Source organism: Micromonospora sp. NPDC047467 (genome assembly GCF_040643095.1).
Lineage (GTDB): Bacteria > Actinomycetota > Actinomycetes > Mycobacteriales > Micromonosporaceae > Micromonospora.
This window is the reverse complement of the sequence record NZ_JBEYTO010000004.1, coordinates 482,370-504,842: the sequence shown is the minus strand read 5'-3', so window position 1 is coordinate 504,842 and position 22,473 is coordinate 482,370. Positions and strand designations below refer to the sequence as shown.

Sequence of the window (22,473 nt, the reverse complement as noted above, 5' to 3'; positions counted from 1 at the left end):
GCGGGCTGTCCGTGCCGCGCCTGGGATCCGGGCCGCGCCTGCCGTCCGGCCCGCGCCTGGGATCCGGCCCACGCTCGTCGTCTGGCCCTGGCGCGTCGTCCGGCCCGGGCGGCGCCACCGGAGCCGCAGCGGTACGCCGCGCACCCGGTGATCGTCGCGGCCGGCCGCCTGTCCTGCCCTCGGTGCCTCGTTCCTCCCCCACCCCGACATCATCACCGCTACGCGCGTCGGGCGAGCCCAAACGACACCCCCGGCGTGTCGGCCACTCCACCCCGTCGATCTTGCACTTCCTGCCCGGACGCAAGCCGCAGAACGGGGCATTCGGGGGACCGAAAGTGCAAGATCGCGGGGAACGGGCGGGATCAGGTCATGTTGGCCAGGAACTCGCTGTAGAACAGGCCCAGCGCGATGGCCACGCCGATGCCGGCGATGATCCAGAACCGGACCACGATGTTGACCTCGCTCCAACCGGCCAACTCGAAGTGGTGCTGGAGCGGCGACATCCGGAACACACGTTTACCGGTGGTCCGGAAGGAGATGATCTGGATCACCACGGACATCGTGATGATCACGAAGAGGCCACCGATGATCGGCAGCAGCAGGATGGTCCGGGTGGACATCGCCATGCCGGCGATCAGGCCGCCCAGCCCCAGCGCCCCGGTGTCACCCATGAAGATCCGCGCCGGGGACGTGTTCCACCACAGGAAGCCCACACAGGCCCCGGCCGCGGCCCCGGCTATCAGCGCGATCTCCAACGGATCGCGCACCTCGTAGCAGTAGGGCTGGGTGTAGTTCGGGTCGGCGCACCAGTGCCGGTACTGCCAGAACGCGATCAACGCGTACGCGGCGAGGACCATCACCGAGGCGCCGGTGGCCAGACCGTCCAGACCGTCGGTGAGGTTCACCCCGTTCGTCGCGCCCATCACCACGAAGATGAAGATGATCACCGCGCCGACCTTGCTGACTTCCAGGGCGTCGATGTCCCGGATGAAGCTCAGCGTGGTGCTGCCCACCGTCTCGGTGTTGGTCACCGCGCCCGACGCGTCGGTCATCGTGCTCGGGAAGTACAACGCGACCACGCCGAAGACCGCGCCGACCAGAATCTGGCCGAGCAGCTTGCCGCGCTTGTTCAGCCCGGCGCTGTTGCGCTTGCGCACCTTGAGGAAGTCGTCGAGGAAGCCGACCGCACCGGAGAAGACCATCAGCCCCAGCAGCACCAGCGCGGTGATGGTCGGCTCCACCTGCGCGATCTGCTGATCCGGCAGGGTGGTCAGCGCCAGGTGTCCGGCCACGTACGCGATCACCGTGGCCAGGATGAAGACCACGCCGCCCATCGTGGGCGTGCCCTTCTTGGTCTGGTGCATGGCCGGGCCGTCGGTGCGGATCGGCTGACCGGCCTTGAGCCGGGTGAACACCTTGATGGCGATCGGGGTGCAGAAGAGCGAGACGAGGAAGGCCACCCCGATGGCGACGATGACCGCCCTCATCGGGTGGATTCCCCGGCGTCGGCGCGCAGCGCGTCGACAACCTCCCAGGTCCGGTACCGGGAGCCCTTGACCAGGACGACATCGTCCGGCCGTAGCTCGCCCCGCAGCACCTCGACGGCCGCCGCCTGATCGGTGAGCAGCACCGACTCTCCTCCCCAGTTCGCTACCGCTGTCGCGCCGTCGTGGATCGGCGCGGCCGGCTCACCCACCACGAGCAGCCGGTCGACACCCAGCTCGGCCGCGAGTTGGCCGACCTCACGGTGGCCGTCCCGCTCGAACGGGCCCAGCTCGGCCATGTAACCGAGCACCGCGACGGTACGCCGCCCCTCTCCGAGGCTGGCAAGCGCCCGCAGCGCGACCGCCATCGAGGCCGGGTTGGCGTTGTACGAGTCGTCGATGACCGTGACCCCGTCGGGCCGGTCGAAGACGTCCATCCGCCGGGTGGAGACCAGCCGCAGCTCGCCGAGCGCCGTGGCCAGCTCGGCCAGCGGCATGCCCAGCTCCCGGGCGACCGCGGCGGCGGCGAGGGTGTTGCCGACCTGGTGGCGGCCGGTCAACGCGAGCCGCACCGGCGTGCGCCCCTCCGGGGTGACCAGGGTGTACGACGGGTGCCCGCGCTCGTCGAGCGTGACGTCCTCGGCGCGTACGTCGGCGTCCGACGCCTCGCCGTAGCGGACCACCCGGGCCACGGTGCGGCTCGCCATCGCGTCCACCCGCGGGTCGTCGGCGTTCAGCACGGCCAGCCCGTCGGACGGCAGCGCCTCCACGAGTTCGCCCTTGGCCTGGGCGATCGCCTCCTGCGAGCCGAACTCGCCGATGTGCGACGTCCCGACGTTGAGCACCACCGAGATCCGGGGCGGCACCAGCTCGCAGAGGTAGCGCACGTGCCCCACCCCGCGGGCGCCCTTCTCCATCACCAGGTAGCGGGTGTCCGGCCCGGCCCGCAACGCGGTGTACGGGTGCCCCAGCTCGTTGTTGAACGAGCCGGGCGGTGCCACCGTGGCCCCGAGCCGGGAGGTGAGCTGACCGATCAGATCCTTCGTGGTGGTCTTGCCCGAGGAACCGGTCACGCCGATCACGGTCAGCTCGGGCAGCCGGTCCACCGCGGCGCGGGCCAGCCGGCCCATCGCGGCCAGGGCGTCGTCGACCAGCACCATCGGCACCCCGGGCACCTCGCGGCTGCCGAGCACCGCCACCGCGCCGGCCGCCACCGCCGTCGCCGCGTAGTCGTGCCCGTCGACCTTCTCCCCGGGGAAGGCCACGAAGAGCGAACCGGGCCCCACCTTGCGCGAGTCGAACTCGACCGAGCCGGTGACAGTGACGGTCGGGTCGGCGGCCACGAGCCGCCCGTCGACCGCCTCGGCCACCTCGGCCAGGCTCAGCGCGATCACCGCTGACCCGCCGGGTCGCCGAACCGGGCCCGCAGCGCGTCGGCCAACTCGACGCTGTCGTCGAACGGGAGCACCTCGCCGGCCACCTCCTGGCCCCGCTCGTGGCCCTTGCCGAGCAGCGCGACCACGTCACCCGGCCCGGCCAGCCGGACCGCCTCGTCGATCGCGGCCCGACGACCGGCCACCTCGATGATCCGGGCGGCCGCGCCGGCCTGGTACGCCCCGGCGAGCACCTCGGCGCGGATCTCCGCCGGATCCTCGGTACGCGGATTGTCGTCGGTCACCAGCACCACGTCGGCTCCCTCCGCCGCGGCGGCGCCCATCACCGGCCGCTTACCCCGGTCCCGGTCTCCACCGGCACCGATCACACAGATCAACCGGCCGGCGCTCAGCTCGCGCAGCGCCGCCAGCGCCGCCACGATCGCGTCGGCCTTGTGCGCGTAGTCGACGACCCCGCGCACCGGCCCGACGACGTCGACCAACTGGAGGCGGCCGGGTACGCCACCGCAGGCGGCCACGCCGGTCGCCGCGGTCGCCGGGTCCACCCCGGCGCCCACCAGCGTGGCGATGGCCAGCAGCGCGTTGGCCACGTTGTGCCGGCCGGGCAGCGCCACCCCGGCGGCCAGCGTGACGCCGTCCGGGCCGTGCGCGGCGAACCGCTGCGCGTACCCCTCGCCGTCGACGCCGTCGGCCCACCACGTCGCGCTCGGGTCGCCGGCCGCCGAGTAGGTGACAGTCGCCGGCTTGTACAACGGCTTGAGCGCCGGGTCGTCCTGGTTGAGCACCTCGACCGCGCACCGACCGTCGAAGAGCTGCGCCTTGGCGGCGAAGTAGTCGGCGCTGTCGGCGTGGAAGTCCAGGTGATCGGAGCCGAAGTTGGTGTAGCCGCCCACGGCGAAGCGGACCCCGCCCACCCGGCCCATGGCCAGCGCGTGGCTGGAGACCTCCATGACGACGGCCGTCACCCCCCGCTCCCGGGCGGTCGCCAGCATCGCGTGCAGGTCCGTCGCCTCGGGGGTGGTACGCACGCTGTCGATCACCAGGTCGCCGAGCCGGGTCTCCACGGTGCCGATCAGCCCGGTGGTGTGCCCAGCCGCGCGCAGCCCCGACTCGATCAGGTACGCGGTGGAGGTCTTGCCCGCCGTGCCGGTCACACCGATCACGGTGAGCGCGGCGGTCGGGTCGCCGTAGACGGCCGAGGCCAGCTCGCCGAGCACCGCACGCGGGTCGGGCACCACCAGGGCGGGCAGGCCGGTCCCCGCCGCCAGCTCCGCGCCGGCCGGGTCGGTCAGCAGGGCCACGGCGCCCGCCTCGGCGGCGCCGGCGGCGAACTCCGCGCCGTGCCGGCGGGCGCCGGGCAACGCCGCGTACAGGTCGCCGGGGCGGACCTCCTGGCTGGCGTGGGTCGCCCCGGTGACGACCACGTCGGCGGCGTCCGCCGGGAGGTCGACAGCGAGCCGGACGGCGAGATCACCGAGCCGAATTCCGGTCACGGTACGTGGACGTGGATTGCCGGGCACGGCGTCAGACCCTACCCGGTCGTCCGGTTCCGGCCGCACAGCCGCCCCGGTGGTTCGTCGGCACTCACCGATGATGTCCCGCCATTGCTGCTCAGCGCGGATAGACCACGAACTTGGGTGCCGAACCACTGGCGGAAGGCGGAATCCGGTTGTGACGCAGCGTGAACTGCATCATGTCCCGGAAGGCCGGTTGAGCGATCGCCGCGCCCCCGCCGCCCGGCGCGTACACGAAGACGGCGATCACGTACCGGGGCTTCTCGGCGGGTGCCATGCCGATGAAGGAGGACACCTCGCCGGGCTGCTTCTTGCCGTCCACCAGCCGCCAGCCGGTGCCGGTCTTGCCCGCGACCCGGTAGCCGGGGACCGCGGCGGCGAGACCGGTGGCGCCGTCGACCGTGGTGACCGCCTCCAGCATGGTGCGCAGGGCTGCCGCGTTCTGCGGGCTGAGCACCGAGCGGGTCACCGGGGTCGGTCCGGGGGTGCGCTTGCCGTCCGGGTCGATGGTCTCCTTGACCAGGTGCGGCTGCACGTACGTGCCGTCGTTGGCGATGGCGGCGTACGCGGCGGCCATCTGCAGTGGCGTCGCGTCGACGCTGTGCCCGATCGGCACCGACCCGCGCGACGATTCGCTCCACTCGTCGGCGGGCAGGAGCCGCCCGCTGGCCTCGCCGGGCAGGCCCTCGCGGGTGGGCTGGCCCAGCCCGAACCGCTTCTGGTAGTCGATCAGCCGGTCCGGGCCGAGCCGGTCGGCGATGGTGATGGTGCCGACGTTCGACGAGTAGGCGAGCATCCCCGGGACGCTCATCTGCCGGCCGTTGGCCCGGTGGGTGTCCGAGAACCAGGTGTCGCCCTTCTTGATGCTGTTCGCGATGGGCAGCGTCGTGTCCGCGGTGATCACCCCCTCCTGGAGCGCCGCGCCGTAGGTGATCGCCTTGTGCACCGAGCCGGGGTCGACCACGAAGCTGGTCGCGGCGTCCTCCCGGGCGACCGGGTCGCTCGGGATCGGCTTCGCGGCGTCGTAGGTGGGATGGCTCGCCTGGGCCAGCACCTCGCCGGTGGGCACGTCGATGACCACCGCGGCGGCGGTGCCACCGTGCTGCCGCGCCATCCCCGCGCTGAGAATCTGCTGCGTCTTGAACTGCAGGTCACGGTCGATGGTCAGGCACAGCGAGCTGCCCGGGTTGGCCGGCGTGGTCCTGCTGTAGCCGCCCGGGATGGGCGCGGCGAGATCGCCCAGGCCGGCCTCGTACACCCGCTTGCCGTCCTGACCGGCGAGCTGCTCGTTGTAGCGGGCCTCCAGACCCTCCAACCCGACCATGTCCTGGCTGGTGAAGCCGATCAGGTTGGCCGCCAGGTCACCGCCGGGGACCTCGCGGCGCTCGTCGCGGTGCACCCCGATGCCGGGCAGCTCCAGCGCCAACACCTGCTTGGCGGTCGGGATCTCGACCCCCCGGGCCAGGTACTCGAACCGGGACGGGTTGCCGTTCTCCAGCTTGCGGGGCTTCATCAGCGCGGTGAGCTTCGACGCCGGGATGCCGAGCAGCGGGGAGAGCGCCTTCGCGGTGGCGGCCTCGTCTGTGATCTCGGTCGGGTCGGCGAAGACGTACCGCGCCTCGACGCTGTGCGCGAGCGGCTCGCCGGTGCGGTCGTAGATCGCGCCGCGCGGCGCGGGCAGCTCGACCGTGCGGGTCCGGTCGGCGACGCCGCCGCCTGCGTACGCCGGGGCGTCGACGGCCTGCAGGAAGATCAGCCGGATCCCGATGGTGACGAACAGGGCCAGGGTGAGCACGGTGCCCAGCCGCAGCCGCAGGCGCGGGTCGGCCAGCTTCGGCGGGCGCGGCGGCTTGCGGGACGGCCGCCGGGCCGCCGGGCGGTCGGCACGGCTGGCGCGGCCGGGCGTCCTCGGCGTGGTCCGGCGGCGCGGCGGCGGCTCGTCGCCGGCCGGGCCGCGCGGGGTACGCGGCGCGACGGTTCGCACGACGCCGCCGCGACCGGCCGCCGGGGCGGCCCGCCGGCCGGAACGGGCCGCGGCGCGACCGCCGTCGAGCACCTGCAACGCCGGCCGGAACGGGTCGCCGGACCGGGTGCTGCGCGGGGTACGCCGCTGCTCGGCACCCCCGCTGCGCGCCGGCGTGCCGCGCTCCTCGCGGACCGTCCGACCCCTCGGGGTGTACGCCCGTGCGCCGGAGATGCCCCCGATGCCCGGCTCGCCGGCCCGAGGCTCCTCGTCGGCGGGTGTGGCGTCACGCGAAGAGCCGCGCCGGGACCCCTTGGGATCCCGGCGCGGCTCGTCCGACCTTGGTGGCACCGGTCAGCCTCCCGCACCCTGACTGGTCACCGACGGCTCGCCGGTCGCCGGCCTCGGCACGCCGATGGGCTTGCCGTCCGGCATCCGGATGTACGCCGGCTCGCCAGCGTCCACCAGGCCCAGCCGCCGCGCCTCGGCGGTCAGGTTGCCGGGCGCCTTCGCCTCGGCGATCTGCTTGTCCAGCTGCTGCTTCTCCAGATCCAGCCGGGCCTGCTGCTGCTGCAGCTTCTCCAGCCGGAACGCGTTCTCATTGATCTTGGTGTTGACCGCCAGGATGCCGAGCACCCCGCCGACGACCAGCACCACGATCAGCGCCGCGAACGGAGCGCGCGGCACCGACACCGGCGGCGGTGGCGCCACCCGCAGCCGGGGCGGGCGGGCGCTGGACGCGGCGGCGGCCTTCTCGGCCGGTCGCAGCGCGGCGCTGCCCTGCGTCGGGAACTCGCGCGCCCCCCGGGCGCGAGCCTCCCCCTGCCGGTTGACTCGATCGATGCGTGGCGTAGCGTTCTCCACGCGCGTGGCTCGCTCCGCCGCGGTCCGGCCCCCCGACCGCGGTGCGCGCTGCCCGCCGCCGGTGATGCCCCGGCGGTCGCGCTTGTCAATGCTCATGTCCCCTCCCCCTCAACATCCGTCCCTCTGCGGGTCGTCGTCTGCGGACCCCCCACGGATCACGCAGACCCCGTCCCCGGTTGGTGCATCCCCTTCACCCGTCGGCGGGACCGTTCGCGGTCGGTCCGCCCTTGCTCTGTCGCGTTCGGATCGAGTCGTTCCGCTGCCCGCAGCCGCACCGAGGCGGCGCGCGGGTTCGCGGCGACCTCCGCCTCCCCGGGAAGCTCGGCGCCCCGGCTGAGCAGCCGGAACGTCGGACCGGACCCGGGCAGCTCGACCGGGAGGTCGATCGGGCCCTTACTGCGGACCCGGTCCGCGAGCGCCGCCTTGGTGAGCCGGTCCTCCAGCGAGTGGTAGGACAGGACCACCATGCGACCGCCCACGGTCAGTGCGTCGAGCGCGGACGGCAGCGCTGCCTCCAGCGCTGCCAGCTCTCTGTTTACCTCGATCCGTAAAGCCTGAAACGTTCTCTTTGCCGGGTGTCCACCCGTTCGTCGCGCTGGTGCCGGAATGGAGTCCCGAACCAGCTCCGCCAGCAGCGCGGACGAGGTGATCCGGGCGCGTTCCCGCTGCCGGATGATCGCCGAGGCGATCCGGCCGGCGAACTTCTCCTCGCCGTAGACCCGCAACACCCGGGCCAGGTCCGGATGCGCGTAGGTGTTGACCACCTCCTCGGCGGTCACCCCCCGCGTCTGGTCCATCCGCATGTCCAGTGGCGCGTCCTGGGCGTAGGCGAACCCGCGGTCGGGCGCGTCCAACTGCAACGACGAGACACCCAGGTCGAACAGGATCCCGTCGATGCCCGGATAACCCAGCCGGGCCAGCACGTCGGGCAACTCGTCGTAGACGGCGTGCTCCAGGTGGATGCGGTCGGCGAAACGTGCCAACCGGACCCGCGCGTGAGCGAGTGCCTCGGTGTCCCGGTCGAGCCCGATCAGGACCGTCTCCGGATGCGCCTCGAGCACCGCCTCCGCGTGCCCGGCCAAGCCGAGCGTCGCGTCGACGTGAACAGTCCGGCCGCCTCGACCCAGCGCGGGGGCCAGCAGCTCGAGGCACCGCTCGAGCAGCACCGGCACGTGCGTGCCGCGTAGCTCCCCCATGTTGACCCCCACTGGTTGATACGTCCGTTCTTCTCCTGCGTCTGTCGTCGGACGGCGCTGCCGTCGTACCGCCAGATCCCCATCCGCTCCCGCCGTCCACCGGGCGAACCCGATGACTGGATCGTGCGCCTGGCACCGGGGAAGGGATGCCAGGAACTCGAAAGCGGCTGGAGATCTCGCAGTACGTCGGGCGCCGATCCGCCCTACAGTCCGCCGGGCAGCACCCCCTCCTCGATGTCGGCGAAGTCGTCTTCGCTCTCGGCGAGGTAGGTCTCCCAGGCGGCCTTGTCCCAGATCTCCACCCGCGTGCTCGCGCCGATCACGACCAGGTCCCGGTCGAGTGCGGCGTACTCCCGCAGGTGGGCCGGAATGGTCACCCGGCCCTGCTTGTCCGGCACCTCGTCGTGCGCGCTGGCGAAGAAGACCCGGCTGTAGGCCCGGGCCGCCTTGTGCGTCATCGGCTGCGCCCGCAACTGCTCCGCGATGCGCTGGAACTCGGGTGTCGGAAAGACATAGAGACAGCGATCCTGCCCTTTGGTGACCACGACACCCCCCGCCAGCTCATCCCGAAACTTGGCCGGAAGGATCAACCGGCCTTTGTCGTCCAGGCGCGGAGTATGGGTGCCGAGGAACATCGGCCCAACCCCCTCGCCCTTTGAGCGGCGTTCGCGGCGCCGCTGACCCCCCGGGCCGGTGAGCCCTCCCGGCCTCACCATTGGGCCCCACTCTACTCCACTTCCCTCCACCTGCAACCAGAATCGCCCGCGTGGCGCGGCCGATCGGCGAGCAAAACCGCACGTCACACGGGGTGGAGCGGAGTGGAGGGCCCGAGCGCCCACCCGGCGTGGTCCGCTTTCCGACATAGATCGACTCCGTCCGGTGGAGGCCGACCCGGCCGCCCACACACCCGCCACGGCCGAACGGTTCGGCGTCGGCGGCGATCTGGCGGGGCGGTCGGTCCGGTAACCTCGCTCGCGTGACGGACGCGAAAATGCCCCTACGGGCGAAGGTGGCCAGCTCCGTGTCACGGACGGCCGCGGCGCTCTCCCGGGCGGCCGGGCGTGGCGACGGTTCGGTGATCGGCGGGTGGATCGGGCTGAAGATCGACCCGGATCTGCTGGCGCACCTGTCGGCCGGGCGCGCCATCGCGCTCGTCTCCGGCACCAACGGCAAGACCACCACCACCCGGTTGACCGCCGCCGCGGTCGGCGTGCTCGGGCGGGTCGCCACCAACTCCTTCGGCGCGAACATGCCCACCGGGCACACCTCGGCGCTGGCCAAGGCCGGCAGCACCCCGTACGCGGTGCTGGAGGTCGACGAGCACTACCTCGCCCAGGTGCTGGAGGCGACCGAGCCGCACGTGGTCGCGCTGCTCAACCTCTCCCGCGACCAGCTCGACCGCGCCAAGGAGGTCGCCATGATGGCGCAGCTCTGGCGTGCGGCGCTGGTCCGGCACACCGACGTACGGGTGGTGGCCAACGCCGACGACCCGATGGTGGTGTGGGCCGCCACCCCGCCGGCCGACCCGGCCCGCGGCATCAACCCGCCGCACGTGACCTGGTTCAGCGCCGGCCAGCGCTGGCACGACGACTCCTGGGTCTGCCCCGAGTGCGGCTCCACCATCCAGCGCTCCGGCGACCAGTGGTGGTGCACCGGCTGCGCGCTGCGCCGACCGGAGCCGCAGTGGGTCGTCGAGGACGAGGGCGTGCTCGACCCCACCGGCGCCTGGCACAAGGTCTCCCTCCAGCTACCCGGCAAGGTCAACCTCGGCAACGCGGCGACCGCGCTGGCTGTGGCCGCCGAGTTCGGCGTACGCCCCGTCGACGCGGTGTCCCGCCTCGGCATCGTCACGTCGGTGGCCGGCCGCTACGCGCAGGTCGACAAGGACGGGCGCAACATCCGGCTGCTGCTGGCCAAGAACCCGGCCAGCTGGCTGGAGGCGTTCGACATGGCCGACGACGCGCCGACCCTGCTCTCCATCAACGCCCGCGACCCCGACGGCCTGGACACCTCCTGGCTCTTCGACGTCGACTTCGCCCCGCTGCGCGGACGGCAGGTGCTGATCACCGGCGACCGGGCGTACGACCTGGCGGTCCGTCTGGACGTCAACGACGTGCCGTTCCAGCACGTGCGCACCTTCGACGACGCGATCCGGTCGGTCCCGCCGGGGCGGCTGGAGGTCATCGCGAACTACACCGCGTTCCAGGACATCCGAGCGGAGTTGGACCGTGTCAACTGAGAGCCTGCGCATCGTCTGGATCTACCCCGACCTGCTCTCCACCTACGGCGACCGGGGCAACGCGCTGATCCTGGCCCGGCGGGCCCGCCAGCGCGGCATGCCGGTCGAGGTGCTGGAGGTCCGCTCCGACCAGCAACTGCCCGCGACCGCCGACATCTACCTCGTCGGCGGCGGCGAGGACGGCCCGCAGGCGCTGGGCGCGCAGCGGCTGATCGCCGATGGTGGCCTGCACCGGGCGGTCTCCCAGGGCGCCGTGGTGTTCGGCGTCTGCGCCGGCTACCAGCTGCTCGGCACCTCGTTCTTCGCCAAGGGCGTGCAGTGCCGCGGCCTGGAGCTGCTGGACCTGCAGTCCGACCGTGGCTCCAGCCGGGCCGTCGGCGAGCTGGCCGGTGAGATCGATCCACGCCTGGGGCTTCCCGCGTTGACCGGTTTCGAGAACCACGGTGGTCGCACCCACCTCGGCCCCGAGGTCTCCCCGCTGGCCCGGGTCACCGCCGGCGTGGGCAACGACGGCAACACCGAGGGCGCCTGGCGCGGCAAGCTGCTCGGCACCTACTCGCACGGCCCGGCGCTGGCCCGCAACCCGGCCCTGGCCGACCTGCTGCTGCGCTGGGCCACCGGGGCGCACCAACTGCCGCCGCTGGACGACACCTGGTCCGACCGGCTGCGCAACGAGCGCCGCTCCGCAGTGGCCGCCGCTCGGGCATGATCCGTGCCGTCCGGCGGCTGCTGCGGCAGCCGTCGGCCGCCCGGTTCGCCCTGCTCATCCTGCTGATCGGCGGCTGCGGCCTGCTGCTGCTCCTGGTGCCCCGACCCGATCCGGCGCAGCTTCCCCAGCTGGACGATCGGCTCGGGGCCCTCGCCCCCGTGGCGGCGATCCTCGGCGGAGCGCTGCTGCTGGTCGCGCTGGTCCCCCGGACCTTCATCACGCTCGCCGCGGGCGCGATCTTCGGTCCCCTCGAAGGCGCCGCCTACGCCCTGAGCGCCGCGTTGGTGGCGGCGGCGATCGGCTTCACGGTCGGCCGGCTGCTCGGCCGGGAGTTCGTCGCCGAGCGGGTCCGTGGCCGGCTGGCCCGCCTCGACCGGTGGTTCGCGCGGCAGAGCGTGTTCGGCGTGGTCACCGTCCGGCTGCTGCCGATCGCCGGCTTCGGGCTGGTCAGCTACGGCTACGGCACCACCGCCGCCCGGCTGGCGCCGTTCCTGACCGGCAGCGTGATCGCGTCCGCGCCGACCGCGTTCGGCTACGCCGCGATCGGCGCGGCGGTCAGCTCCCCCGGCCACGTCAACTGGTACGCCGCCGCCCCGGCCAGCCTCGGCCTGATCGCCAGCCTGGTGCTGGTCCGCCAGTGGTGGCGCGCCCAACGACGGAGCGCTGCGAGCCCGACCGGCTGACCCGCGGAACCCGTTTTACGCCTAAACGACGCCGCGATAGACGGCGACCCGGGCGGCCCAACGAAACGGCTCGGGTCGAACCGGCGGTGGCTTCGTCTGGACCAGGTGCCACTGCTGCTGGGTGTCTCCGTCGCCGGGAGGTCCGGACCGGTCGATGCCGGCGCGCGGCGGCCGGCGCACCAATGAGCGTGATGTCTCACAGACATATATATGTCTGTGAGACATCACGCTCATCTCGACGTCCCGCCTCGGCAGACGTCGCGATGTCTATCGTTCACGCCGGCCCGCCCGCCGGGGCGGCGAAGGCGTTAGGCGACTACGGAGACCATTCGGCCCGGGACCACGATGACCTTGCGGGGTTCCTTGCCGGCCAGGGAGGACGCCACCGCGTCCAGGGCTGCCGCGCGTACGGCCTCCTCGGGCGAGTCGGCTGGGACCTCGATGCGGCCACGGACCTTGCCGTTGACCTGCACCGGATAGGTCACCGTGTCGGCCACCAGCAGTGCCGGGTCGGCGGTCGGGAAGTCCGCGTACGTCAGCGAGGTCTCGTGACCCAGCCGGCGCCACAGCTCCTCGGCCACGTGCGGGGCGAACGGCGCCACCATCAGCACCAGCGGCTCGGCCACCTCACGGGGCGTCGCCGCCAGCCCGGTCAGCCCGTTGGTCAGCTGGATCAGCTTGGCGATCGCCGTGTTGAACCGGATGCCGTCCATGTCGCCCCGGACGCCGTCGATCACCTTGTGCAGCAGCCGGCGGGTCGCCTCGTCGGCAGGGTCGTCGGTGATCCGCAGCGCGCCGGTCTGCTCGTCGATGACGGCCCGCCAGACCCGCTGCAGGAACCGGTACGAGCCGACCACGGCCCGGGTCTCCCAGGGGCGGGACACCTCCAGCGGGCCCATCGACATCTCGTACACCCGGAAGGTGTCCGCGCCGTACGCGGCGCACATGTCGTCCGGGGTGACCACGTTCTTCAGGGACTTGCCCATCTTGCCGTACTCGCGGTTGACCACCTCGTCATCCAGGAAGTAGGCGCCGTCGCGCTCGACGACCTCCTCGGCCTGCACGTAGCTGCCACGCGAGTCGGTGTACGCGTACGCCTGGATCATGCCCTGGTTGAACAGCTTGCGGAACGGCTCGAACGACGACACGTGCCCCAGGTCGAACAGCACCTTGTGCCAGAACCGCGCGTACAGCAGGTGCAGCACGGCGTGCTCGGCGCCGCCGACGTACAGGTCGGTGCCCCCGCAGTCGCCGTCGGCGCGCGGGCCCATCCAGTACCGCTCGTTCTCGGCGTCGACGAACCGCTCCGAGTTGGTCGGGTCCAGGTAGCGCATCTCGTACCAGCAGGAGCCGGCCCACTGCGGCATCACGTTGGTCTCGCGGGTGTAGCGCTTCGGCCCGTCACCCAGGTCCAGTTCCACCTCGACCCAGTCGCGGCGACGCGACAGCGGGGTCTCCGGGTTGGAGTCCGCGTCGTTCGGGTCGAACGTCTTCGGCGAGAAGTCGTCCACCTCCGGCAGCTCGACCGGCAGCATCTCCTCCGGCAGGGCGATGGCCGCGCCGGTGGAGTCGTAGACGATCGGGAACGGCTCACCCCAGTAGCGCTGCCGGGAGAACAGCCAGTCGCGCAGCCGGTAGGTCACCGCGCCCGTACCGTGGCCGTTCGCCTCCAGCCAGGCGATGGTCGCCGCCTTGGCGTCGGTGACCCCCAGGCCGTTCAGGTCCAGGCCGCGCTCGGGCGCGGCGCTGTTGATGGCCGGGCCGTCACCGGTGTACGCCTTGCCGTCGAAGCCCTCCGCCGGCTGCACGGTACGCACGATCGGCAGCTCGAAGACCTCGGCGAACGCCCAGTCCCGCTCGTCCTGTGCGGGCACCGCCATGATCGCGCCGGTGCCGTAGCCGGCCAGCACGTAGTCGGCGATGAAGATCGGGATCTGCCCGCCGGTGACCGGGTTGGTGGCGTACGCGCCGATGAAGACGCCGGTCTTCTCCTTGGTGTCGGACTGCCGCTCGACGTCGGTCTTGGCCGCCGCGGCCTTGCGGTACGCCTCGACGGCCGCCCGAGGGCTGGCGTGCCCGCCGGCCCAGACGTCCCTGGTGCCCTGCGGCCAGGCGGCCGGCACCAGCGCGTCGACCAGCTCGTGCTCGGGAGCCAGCACCATGTAGGTGGCCCCGAAGACGGTGTCCGGTCGGGTCGTGAACACCCGCACCGGCGCCTGCGCGGTCGGGAAGTCGATGTGCGCGCCGGTGGAGCGACCGATCCAGTTGCGCTGCATCAGCTTGATCGGCTCGGGCCAGTCCAGGCTGTCCAGGTCGTCCAGCAGCCGGTCACCGTACGCGGTGATCCGCATCATCCACTGCTTCAGGTTGCGCTTGAAGACCGGGAAGTTGCCCCGGTCGGAGCGCCCGTCGGCGGTGACCTCCTCGTTGGCCAGCACGGTGCCCAGCCCGGGGCACCAGTTGACCGGGGCCTGCGAGACGTACGCCAGCCGGTGGTCGTCGACGACCTGGCGGCGCTCGGCGACGCTCAGCTCGGCCCAGGGCCGGCCGTCCGGGGTCGGCCGGTTACCGCCCTCGAATTCGGCGATCAGCTCGGCGATCGGCCGGGCCTTCGCGGCGTCACGGTCGTACCAGGAGTTGAAGATCTGCAGGAAGATCCACTGGGTCCAGCGGTAGAAGTCGGTGTCGATGGTCGCCACCGAGCGCCGCTCGTCGTGCGCCAGCCCCAGCCGGCGCAGCTGCGCCTTGTACCGCTCGATGTTCGCGACGGTCGTGGTCCTGGGGTGGGTGCCGGTCTGCACCGCGTACTGCTCGGCGGGCAGGCCGAACGCGTCGAAGCCCATCGCGTGCAGCACGTTGCGGCCGGCCATCCGCTGGTAGCGGGCGTAGCAGTCGGTGCCGATGTAGCCCAGCGGGTGGCCCACGTGCAGGCCGGCGCCGGACGGGTACGGGAACATGTCCAGCACGTACAGCTTCTCCGCGCCGGCGCGGGGGTGGGTCGGGTCGGCCAGCGGGCCGGTCGGGTTCGGTGCGTGGAAGGTGCCCTCGCGCGCCCAGATGTCCTGCCAACGAATCTCGATCTCGTCGGCCAGGGCCGCGGTGTACCGGAACGGGGGAATGTCGCCCGCCGGTGCGGCTGCCTCACTCATCGTCTCTCCTCGCTTGCTTCGCTTCGTCTCGGCACCGCCGGGCCGGTCCTCTCGGCGCCGCCGGGTACGAGCCGGCGGCGGGCACGAAAAAGCCCCTCGCGCAGGAGGGGCCGCCGTGCTGTCGCGCCTTCAGCGCATCAGCACGGCCCGGTAAGAAGCAGGAAGACTCCGGCCATGTCCGGCAGTGTACCCCGTCGCCCGGCCGGCCGACCGTGACCCGCGATGCCCGGGATCGGTCCCCCGACTCGGCGAATATCCGTACGTAACCGACCGACTACCTGCGGGGGTCGGCGATAACGACAAACATGGTTAGCCTGAGAGGCCAGTGAGAATCCTGCGGCAAACGAGGCTCGACGTCGCGAACCCAACGGCGGGTCCAGGTGCTCTCTACAGAGCTGCCGTGACGGCGACGAGGAGGAGGCCCGTGACACAACAGACCTGGGACGAGGTGGGCGGCCTACTGCCGCACGACGAGTTCCGTGCCGCCAGCGAGGCCATCGTGTCCAACATCGAGCAGGTCATCGAGGGCAAGACCGCCACCGTGCGGCTGGCCCTGGCTGTCCTCCTCGCCGAGGGGCACCTCCTCATCGAGGACGTTCCCGGCGTCGGCAAGACCAAGCTGGCCAAGGCCCTCGCTCGGTCCATCGACTGCACGGTGCGGCGCATCCAGTTCACCCCCGACCTGCTGCCCAGCGACGTCACCGGCGTCAGCGTCTACAACCAGGAGACGCACGACTTCGAGTTCCGTCCGGGTGCCGTCTTCGCCAACCTGGTCGTCGGCGACGAGATCAACCGGGCGTCGCCGAAGACCCAGTCGGCGTTGCTGGAGTGCATGGAGGAACGCCAGGTCACCGTCGACGGCGTGACCTACCAGCTGCAGACCCCCTTCATGGTCATCGCCACCCAGAACCCGATCGAGATGGAGGGGACGTACCCGCTGCCCGAGGCGCAGCGCGACCGGTTCACCGCCCGGATCGCGATGGGTTACCCGGACGTGAACGCCGAGCTGGCCATGCTCGACGGGCACGGCGCCACCGACCCGCTGCACGAGCTGCGCCCGGTCTCCGACGCGAACATCGTTCGGCAGCTCATCTCCACCGTCCGGCAGGTGCACGTCGCGGACGCCGTCAAGCAGTACGCGATCGACCTGGTCACCGCCACCCGCGAGGCCCCCGACCTGCGCCTCGGCGCGTCCCCCCGGGCGACCCTGCAACTGCTGCGCACCGCCCGGGCGGTCGCCGCCCTGGAGGGCCGCGACTACGTCCTGCCCGACGACCTGCAGGCCCTGGCGGTGCCGGTGCTGGCGCACCGGATCATCCCGACGGCCGACGCGCAGCTCGCCCGGCGCACCACCGACGCGATCGTCTCCGAGTTGGTGCACCGACTGCCGCTGCCGCACGACCGGCAGCGCAACCCCTACGACACCCGGCCCGCCACCGGCAACGGTCGCGCGCCCTACGAGCCGCGGAGGCCGTGACGTGCGTGCCGGGCTGCGCGGGCTGACCACCCGCGGGCGCTCGTTCCTGGCCGCCGCGGTCGCGGCGGCCCTCTCGGCCGTCATCCTCGGCGAGAAGGACCTGCTCCGGGTGGCCGTGCTGCTGGCCATCCTTCCGCTGCTGGCCGCCGCCTACGTGGGGCGCAGCCGCTACAAGCTGGCCTGCAACCGCTCGCTGGACCCACACCGGGTGCCGGTCGGGGCCAACTCGCGGGTGGTGCTGCGCCTGCAGAACCTGTCCCGGCTGCCCACCGGCACGCTGCTGCTGGAGGATCGGCTGCCCTACGCGCTGGGCAGCCGGCCACGGGTCGTCCTGGAGCGGCTCGGCGCACACCAGGCCAGCTCGGTGGCGTACACGGTGCGCGCCGACGTGCGCGGCCGCTACGACGTGGGCCCGCTGGTGGTCCGGATGACCGACCCGTTCGGTCTCTGCGAGCTGACCCGGGCCTTCCCCAGCACCGACCACCTGACGGTCATCCCGCAGGTCACCCCGCTGCCGTCGGTCCGGCTCCCCGGGGAGTACGCGGGCAGCGGCGACAGCCGGGCCCGGTCGGTGGCGGTGCACGGGGAGGACGACGCGGCGACCCGGGAGTACCGGCGCGGCGACGACCTGCGCCGGGTGCACTGGAAGTCGACGGCGCGCACCGGGGAGCTGATGGTGCGCCGCGAGGAGCAGCCGTGGGAGAGCCGGGCCACGGTCGTGCTGGACACCCGCGCGTACGGCCACCGCGGCGACGGCCCGACGGCGAGTTTCGAGTGGGCGGTCTCCGCCGCCGCGAGCATCGCCGTGCACCTGCGCCAGGCCGGCTACAAGCTGCGCCTGGTCACCGGCTCGGGGGTGGACGTGGACGCCTCGGAGGGCGGCGGCGACGGTGTGTTGCTCGATCATCTGGCCGAGGTCCGGCTGGACCAGCGGGCCGAGCTGGCCGGTCTGGTGCAGCGGGTCCGGCAGCGCTCCGACGGCGGTCTGATCATCGGATTGTTCGGTGCGGTGAGCGTGGCCGAGGCCGAGCTGCTGGCCGGGCTGCGCGGCAACGGCGCGACCTGCGTCGGGTTCCTGTTGAACAGCTCCGCGTGGCTCAGCCTGCCGGAGAAGGCCCGCGCCGAGGCGGAGCACGCGCACGGCGCCGCCGTGCTCGCCATGGTGCAGAGCGGTTGGCGGGTGGTCGGCGTCGACCACGGCAGCCGGCTGCCGGTGCTCTGGCCACAGGCGGGCCGGGGTTCCCAGGGCTTCGCCATGCGCGCCGCGCTGGCCGAGACGGTCGCCGGCGGCGTGCGATGAACGGAAGGTCCCCCTCATGATCGCCAGTCGGAACATCGGCGCGGTGGCGGCCGCCGCCACGCTGCTCGCCGCCGCGCCGTTGTCGGCCATCTTCCAGAGCTGGACATGGCTGATGCAGTCCGCCATCGCGGTCGCCGTGGTGGCCGGGGTCGCCGCCCTGACGCGGCTGGTCCGGGCACCGCTCTGGGGTCAGGTGCTCGGCATGCTGGCCGCACTGGTGCTCGCCCTGACCTGGCTGTTCCCCAGTGGCAGCGAGCTGCTCGCCATCCTGCCCACGCCGGCCACGTTCGGGCACTTCGCCGACCTGCTCGGCGGCTCGATGGAGGACATGCGCTCGTACGGCGTCAAGGTTCCGGACACCGACCCGTTGCTGTTCATCACCGTGCTCGGTGTCGGCGGGGTGGCCGTGCTCGTGGACGTGCTGGCCGTGGGTCTGCGCCGGCCCGCGCTGGCCGGGCTGCCGATGCTCGCCATCTACTCGGTGCCGGTCGCCGTCTACGTGGACAGCGTCCCCCCGCTGCCGTTCGTGGTGGGCGCCGCCGGCTACCTGTGGCTGCTGGTCACCGACAACGTCGACCGGGTCCGACGGTTCGGCCGCCGGTTCACCGGCGACGGCCGCGACGTCGACGTGTGGGAGGCCTCGCCGCTGGCCTCGGCCGGCCGCCGGCTCGCGGTGGTCGGGGTGGTGTTGGCGGTGGCGCTGCCGCTGGCGGTGCCGGGCATGACCGGTGGGCTGCTCGACCGGCTCGGTGGCGGCACGGGCAACGGCAACGGCCGGGCCGGGTCGGGCGTGTCGTCGGGTCGGATCGACCTGTTCGCCTCGCTCGCCGGCCAGCTCAACCAGTCCGAGGTGGCCGACCTGGTCAGGGTGACCACCTCCGAGCCGAACCCGTTCTACCTGCGCTACGCGGTCGCCGACGAGCTGCGCCCGAGTGGTTTCCAGGCCCGCAACCCGAGCGGCCGTCCGGCCAACCGGGACCTGCCGGACCCGACCGAGCGGGCCGGCCGAGGAGTGCAGCAGACCCCGTACCGAGCGACCGTCGAGGTCACCAAGAGCCTCAGCATGTCCCTCATGCCGGTGTACGCCGAGCCGGTCCGCACCGAGGACCTGAACAGCAACTGGCTCTACGACCCCAACCAGCAGGTCGTCTTCTCCAACCGGGAGAACTCCCGGGGCCGCGAGTACTCCTTCGACTACATCCGTTCGACGTACACGCCGGCCGCGCTGCGGGCCGCCCAACCGCTGGCGGCCGACCACCCGGTGCGCCGCCAGCTCACCGCCACCCCCGGCTCGGTGCCCGAGGTGGAGGAGCTGGTCAAAGGGCTGATCCAGGGCAAGCGCACCGACTACGACCGGGTGCTGGCGATCTACCAGCACTTCTCGTCGGACAACGGGTTCAGCTACCGGCTCAGCACCGAGAGCGGCAGCAGCGGCCAGGACATCGTCAACTTCCTGACCAACAAGGTCGGCTACTGCCAGCAGTACGCGGCGGCCATGGCCTGGCTGGTCCGCTCGGCGGGCATCCCGGCCCGGGTGGCGTTCGGGTTCACCAACGGCAACAAGCGCGATGGCAACACGTACACGCTGACCAACCTCAACCTGCATGCCTGGACCGAGGTGTACTTCGACGGGATCGGCTGGGTGCCGTTCGACGCGACCCCGGCGTACGGCGTGCCGGGCTCCACCCGGTCGGCCTGGGCGCCGGACACGGACGCTCCGGAGCCGTCCACGCCGGAGACCGGCACCACGGACACCCCGACGGGCCCCGACGCGTCGGCCGGGCCGGCCGGCCCGGACAACGCCGACCGGGACACCGACTCCGGGATCTCCCTCGCCGGTGAGAGGCCGGCCGAGCAGGCACCGGTGTGGCCGTGGTGGGCGGCCAGCCTGCTGGCCCTGATGGCGTTGTTGGCGACGCCGGCTCTGCGCCGACTGGCGTTGCGCCGGCGGCGGAGTGGCCGGGCCGGTGCGACGGTGGCCGGCACCACGGGCGAGGTTCAGCCGGCCGACGGGACACGTGTGGTGGTGGTCGGCCCGGATGCCAGCCGTGCCCGCGCGGACGCGCACGCCGCCTGGGCGGAGCTACTCGACACACTGGTGGACTTCAAGGTCCAGGTCGACCGGACCGAGACTCCCCGGGCGACCGCGGACCGGCTGGTCCGGGACGCCCTCGCCGACGACACGGCGGCGGTCGGGGCGGCGCGGCTGCTCGGCCGGGCGGAGGAGCGGGCCCGGTACGCGCGGGACCCGCTGACCGGTGAGCCGCTGCTGCCGGCGGTGCGCGCGGTCCGTGGCGCGCTCGCCACCCGGGCGGACCGGCGGACCCGACTGCTCGCCGCCGTGCTGCCGCCGTCGGTGCTGCTGCGCTGGCGGATCGGCCTGGCGGACACGTCCGGGCGCCTGGTGGCGCTGACCGGGCGGGTCCGCTACCGGCTCCTGCGCTGGAGCCCGCGTCGGATCCTGGCCGGCCGCGCGGCCCGCTGAGCTGCGCCCGTCGAGTTCGGGGCGGCGGTCGACCGACCGTCGCCCCGACCGGGGCGCACCTGTCGGCAACTCCTGACCCGGTGTAACCGGGGCATCGCACGGGTCGCCAGGCAGAGGGCGCACGGATATGACAGCGGTCGCCGGGGCTGTCCCCCGGTGACCCGCTCGTCGCGGCGCACGGCCCGCCTCAGTGGCGGGACGGGCTCAGCGGTGGCCCTCCGGGCGCTGCCGCCACCTGTCTTCCATCCGGTCCAGGATCGACGACCGGCGGCCGGATCGGCCACCGCGGGGACGACGACGACTCGTCGTGCCACCCACCACGTGCAGGTCAGGTGACTGCGCCCGCCGGTGCGACTGCACCGCGAACGCGGCCGACGCCAGCATGACGACAAAGCCCGCCACCGCCAGCGGCGGGGTCTTGATCACCGCGCCATAGACCAGTAGAGCCAAGCCAGCGATGATCACGCCAGCAGCGACGAGCAGGCGACGCCGCGCGTGGAAGCGCGGATCGCTGGCGCGCACGGCCGAGGCGAATTTGGGGTCCTCGGCAAGCGACTGCTCGATCTGCTCGAACAGCCGCTGCTCGTGCTCAGAGAGCGGCACGGCACTCCTCCCCGGTCACGTTGGTCAGGCCCACTCGGGCCGACAGACCGTGGCAGCCAACCGGCTGCTTACCCGCAAGTCTACGAGGGGGGTCGCGCCTCGGAAAGCGGGACGACCTACGGGTGGGGTGGATTTTCCTTTCTGCGGGCGTCAGGGTCGCCTAACAGACTGGCCGGACCTATGACGGACCGCCCGAATCGGGCAGCAGCGGCGTCCGCGGCAGCTTCCGCCTCACGCCAGCCGCGCTCGGGCGCGCCGAGGGTGAGTTGCCGGGGCGCGCCCTGCGCCGGGCTGAGCCCCTCCACCCGGACACCGACGAGCCGAACCCGCTCACCGGGGTCGAGCGCGGTGTACAACGCCCAGACCGTGTCGAACATCTCGCGGGCGGTGTCGGTGGCCGCGCCGAGAGTGCGGGAGCGGCTGACGGTGCGGAAGTCGGCCAGCCGCACCTTGAGCGACACGGTGCGCCCCATCTGCCCGGAACCGCGCAACCGGACACCGACCTTCGCGCTGAGCGCCAGCAGGGCGCGGCGGATCTCCACCGGGTCGGCCACGTCGGCGTCGAAGGTCACCTCGGCGCCGATCGACTTGTCGACCTGCTCGGGGCTGACCCGACGCGGGTCACGCCCCCAGGCCAGCTCGTGCAGGTGCGCCGCCGACGCGGCGCCCACCGCCCGGCGGAGCATGCCCACCGGGGCCTCGGCGAGGTCGCCGACGGTGGCCAGGCCGAGCCGGCGCAGCGCCTCGGCGGCCCGCTCCCCCACCCCCCACAGCGCGTCGACCGGCAGCGGGTGCAGGAAGTCGAGGACCTGCCCGGGCGGCACGACCAGCAGGCCGTCGGGTTTGGCCCGGGTAGAGCCCAGCTTGGCCACGAACTTGCTCGGCGCCACCCCGACCGAGCAGGTCAGCGCCTGCTCGTCGACGACCCGGCGGCGGATCAGCCGGGCGATGGTCGCCGGGGAGCCGAACAGTCGGCGGGCCCCGGTCACGTCGAGGAACGCCTCGTCGAGGGAGAGCGGCTCGACCAGCGGGGTGACGTCCCGGAAGATCTGCATGACCGCGCGGGAGGCGGCCGTGTAGGCGCTGAAATCCGGGGGCAGGTAGACCGCGTGCGGGCAGCGGGCACGGGCCTGACTGGTCGGCATGGCGCTGCGGACGCCGTAGCGGCGGGCCTCGTAACTGGCCGAGCTGACCACGCCGCGCGGCCCGACGCCGCCGACCACCACCGGCCGGCCCCGCAGGTCGGGGCGGCGGCGCACCTCGACGGCGGCGAAGAAGGCATCCATGTCGACGTGCAGGATCGGGCTGTCGGAGTCGTCGGCGTCCGGCCCGAAGCGCGGATCGTCGCCCCGGGGCAACGACTGGCTGCGGCCCATCCCGGCAGGTTAACCCGGGGGTACGACAGCACCAGCC

16 protein-coding genes are annotated in these 22,473 nt (G+C 72.7%); 6 read left to right on the top strand and 10 right to left on the bottom strand.

Annotated elements, in window-relative coordinates:
• Positions 1 to 362: 362 nt before the first annotated feature.
• The 7 genes from mraY to mraZ form a co-directional block, all read right to left on the bottom strand.
• Positions 363 to 1,487, bottom strand: a complete 1,125-nt coding sequence (mraY, locus tag ABZ780_RS14805; RefSeq protein WP_357010988.1) for a phospho-N-acetylmuramoyl-pentapeptide-transferase — start codon at positions 1,485 to 1,487, stop codon at positions 363 to 365.
• The gene (murF, locus tag ABZ780_RS14800; RefSeq protein WP_357010986.1) at positions 1,484 to 2,878 is read right to left on the bottom strand and encodes a UDP-N-acetylmuramoyl-tripeptide--D-alanyl-D-alanine ligase; all 1,395 of its coding nucleotides are present in this window, start codon (positions 2,876 to 2,878) and stop codon (positions 1,484 to 1,486) included. Before murF ends, mraY begins: the two co-directional genes overlap by 4 nt.
• A complete protein-coding gene (locus tag ABZ780_RS14795) occupies positions 2,875 to 4,437 on the bottom strand; it encodes a UDP-N-acetylmuramoyl-L-alanyl-D-glutamate--2,6-diaminopimelate ligase (protein WP_357010984.1) in 1,563 nt (520 codons plus the stop codon). The genes murF and ABZ780_RS14795 overlap by 4 nt, the downstream gene beginning before the upstream one ends.
• A gap of 52 nt (positions 4,438 to 4,489) precedes the next feature.
• A complete protein-coding gene (locus ABZ780_RS14790) occupies positions 4,490 to 6,706 on the bottom strand; it encodes a penicillin-binding protein 2 (RefSeq protein WP_357010982.1) in 2,217 nt (738 codons plus the stop codon).
• Positions 6,707 to 6,709: 3 nt separating this feature from the next.
• The gene (locus ABZ780_RS14785) at positions 6,710 to 7,315 is read right to left on the bottom strand and encodes a hypothetical protein (RefSeq protein WP_357010980.1); all 606 of its coding nucleotides are present in this window, start codon (positions 7,313 to 7,315) and stop codon (positions 6,710 to 6,712) included.
• A 59-nt stretch (positions 7,316 to 7,374) separates the two neighbouring features.
• Positions 7,375 to 8,415: a 16S rRNA (cytosine(1402)-N(4))-methyltransferase RsmH gene (gene rsmH / locus ABZ780_RS14780; RefSeq protein WP_357010978.1), complete on the bottom strand. Its 1,041-nt coding sequence runs from the start codon at positions 8,413 to 8,415 to the stop codon at positions 7,375 to 7,377.
• Between the two features lie 203 nt (positions 8,416 to 8,618).
• The gene (gene mraZ, locus ABZ780_RS14775) at positions 8,619 to 9,050 is read right to left on the bottom strand and encodes a division/cell wall cluster transcriptional repressor MraZ (RefSeq protein ID WP_357010975.1); all 432 of its coding nucleotides are present in this window, start codon (positions 9,048 to 9,050) and stop codon (positions 8,619 to 8,621) included.
• Between the two features lie 356 nt (positions 9,051 to 9,406).
• Here mraZ and ABZ780_RS14770 point away from each other — a divergent pair, with 356 nt between their 5' ends.
• From ABZ780_RS14770 to ABZ780_RS14760, 3 genes are read left to right on the top strand one after another with little or no spacing between them, the layout of a single operon-like run.
• Positions 9,407 to 10,654, top strand: coding sequence for a MurT ligase domain-containing protein (locus ABZ780_RS14770; RefSeq protein ID WP_357011231.1), 1,248 nt, complete (start codon positions 9,407 to 9,409; stop codon positions 10,652 to 10,654).
• On the top strand, positions 10,644 to 11,363 hold the full coding sequence (locus ABZ780_RS14765) for a glutamine amidotransferase (protein WP_357010973.1): 720 nt from the start codon (positions 10,644 to 10,646) through the stop codon (positions 11,361 to 11,363). The genes ABZ780_RS14770 and ABZ780_RS14765 overlap by 11 nt, the downstream gene beginning before the upstream one ends.
• A complete protein-coding gene (locus ABZ780_RS14760; protein ID WP_357010971.1) occupies positions 11,360 to 12,046 on the top strand; it encodes a VTT domain-containing protein in 687 nt (228 codons plus the stop codon). The genes ABZ780_RS14765 and ABZ780_RS14760 overlap by 4 nt, the downstream gene beginning before the upstream one ends.
• Before the next feature lie 308 nt (positions 12,047 to 12,354).
• Here ABZ780_RS14760 and leuS read toward each other — a convergent pair whose 3' ends face one another.
• Positions 12,355 to 15,195 carry a leucine--tRNA ligase gene (gene leuS / locus ABZ780_RS14755; protein ID WP_357010969.1) on the bottom strand — a complete coding sequence of 947 codons (2,841 nt, stop codon included), beginning with the start codon at positions 15,193 to 15,195 and terminating at the stop codon, positions 12,355 to 12,357.
• 424 nt (positions 15,196 to 15,619) lie between these two features.
• On the opposite strand from leuS, the gene ABZ780_RS14750 reads away from it, so the two are divergent.
• Genes ABZ780_RS14750 through ABZ780_RS14740 form a run of 3 tightly spaced genes read left to right on the top strand, consistent with a single transcriptional unit; the run spans position 15,620 to position 20,457 of the window.
• The gene (locus tag ABZ780_RS14750; protein ID WP_357010967.1) at positions 15,620 to 16,672 is read left to right on the top strand and encodes a MoxR family ATPase; all 1,053 of its coding nucleotides are present in this window, start codon (positions 15,620 to 15,622) and stop codon (positions 16,670 to 16,672) included.
• A gap of 1 nt (position 16,673) precedes the next feature.
• Positions 16,674 to 17,972: a DUF58 domain-containing protein gene (locus ABZ780_RS14745; RefSeq protein ID WP_357010965.1), complete on the top strand. Its 1,299-nt coding sequence runs from the start codon at positions 16,674 to 16,676 to the stop codon at positions 17,970 to 17,972.
• 16 nt (positions 17,973 to 17,988) lie between these two features.
• Positions 17,989 to 20,457 (top strand): DUF3488 and transglutaminase-like domain-containing protein, encoded by a 2,469-nt coding sequence (locus ABZ780_RS14740; RefSeq protein ID WP_357010963.1) that lies wholly within the window; start codon positions 17,989 to 17,991, stop codon positions 20,455 to 20,457.
• A 204-nt stretch (positions 20,458 to 20,661) separates the two neighbouring features.
• Here the strand turns inward: ABZ780_RS14740 and ABZ780_RS14735 are convergent, their stop codons facing one another.
• Positions 20,662 to 21,060: a DUF3040 domain-containing protein gene (locus ABZ780_RS14735; RefSeq protein ID WP_357010961.1), complete on the bottom strand. Its 399-nt coding sequence runs from the start codon at positions 21,058 to 21,060 to the stop codon at positions 20,662 to 20,664.
• Positions 21,061 to 21,176: 116 nt separating this feature from the next.
• Positions 21,177 to 22,436 (bottom strand): DNA polymerase IV, encoded by a 1,260-nt coding sequence (locus tag ABZ780_RS14730; protein WP_357010959.1) that lies wholly within the window; start codon positions 22,434 to 22,436, stop codon positions 21,177 to 21,179.
• Positions 22,437 to 22,473 lie beyond the last annotated feature (37 nt).

Coding starts and splice junctions, on each gene's coding strand:
- mraY (WP_357010988.1), bottom strand. CDS start 1,487: ATGAGGGCGGTCATCGTCGCCATCGGGGTGGCCTTCCTCGTCTCGCTC.
- ABZ780_RS14770 (WP_357011231.1), top strand. CDS start 9,407: ATGCCCCTACGGGCGAAGGTGGCCAGCTCCGTGTCACGGACGGCCGCG.
- leuS (WP_357010969.1), bottom strand. CDS start 15,195: ATGAGTGAGGCAGCCGCACCGGCGGGCGACATTCCCCCGTTCCGGTAC.
- ABZ780_RS14760 (WP_357010971.1), top strand. CDS start 11,360: ATGATCCGTGCCGTCCGGCGGCTGCTGCGGCAGCCGTCGGCCGCCCGG.
- ABZ780_RS14740 (WP_357010963.1), top strand. CDS start 17,989: ATGATCGCCAGTCGGAACATCGGCGCGGTGGCGGCCGCCGCCACGCTG.
- ABZ780_RS14730 (WP_357010959.1), bottom strand. CDS start 22,436: ATGGGCCGCAGCCAGTCGTTGCCCCGGGGCGACGATCCGCGCTTCGGG.
- mraZ (WP_357010975.1), bottom strand. CDS start 9,050: ATGTTCCTCGGCACCCATACTCCGCGCCTGGACGACAAAGGCCGGTTG.
- ABZ780_RS14785 (WP_357010980.1), bottom strand. CDS start 7,315: ATGAGCATTGACAAGCGCGACCGCCGGGGCATCACCGGCGGCGGGCAG.
- rsmH (WP_357010978.1), bottom strand. CDS start 8,415: ATGGGGGAGCTACGCGGCACGCACGTGCCGGTGCTGCTCGAGCGGTGC.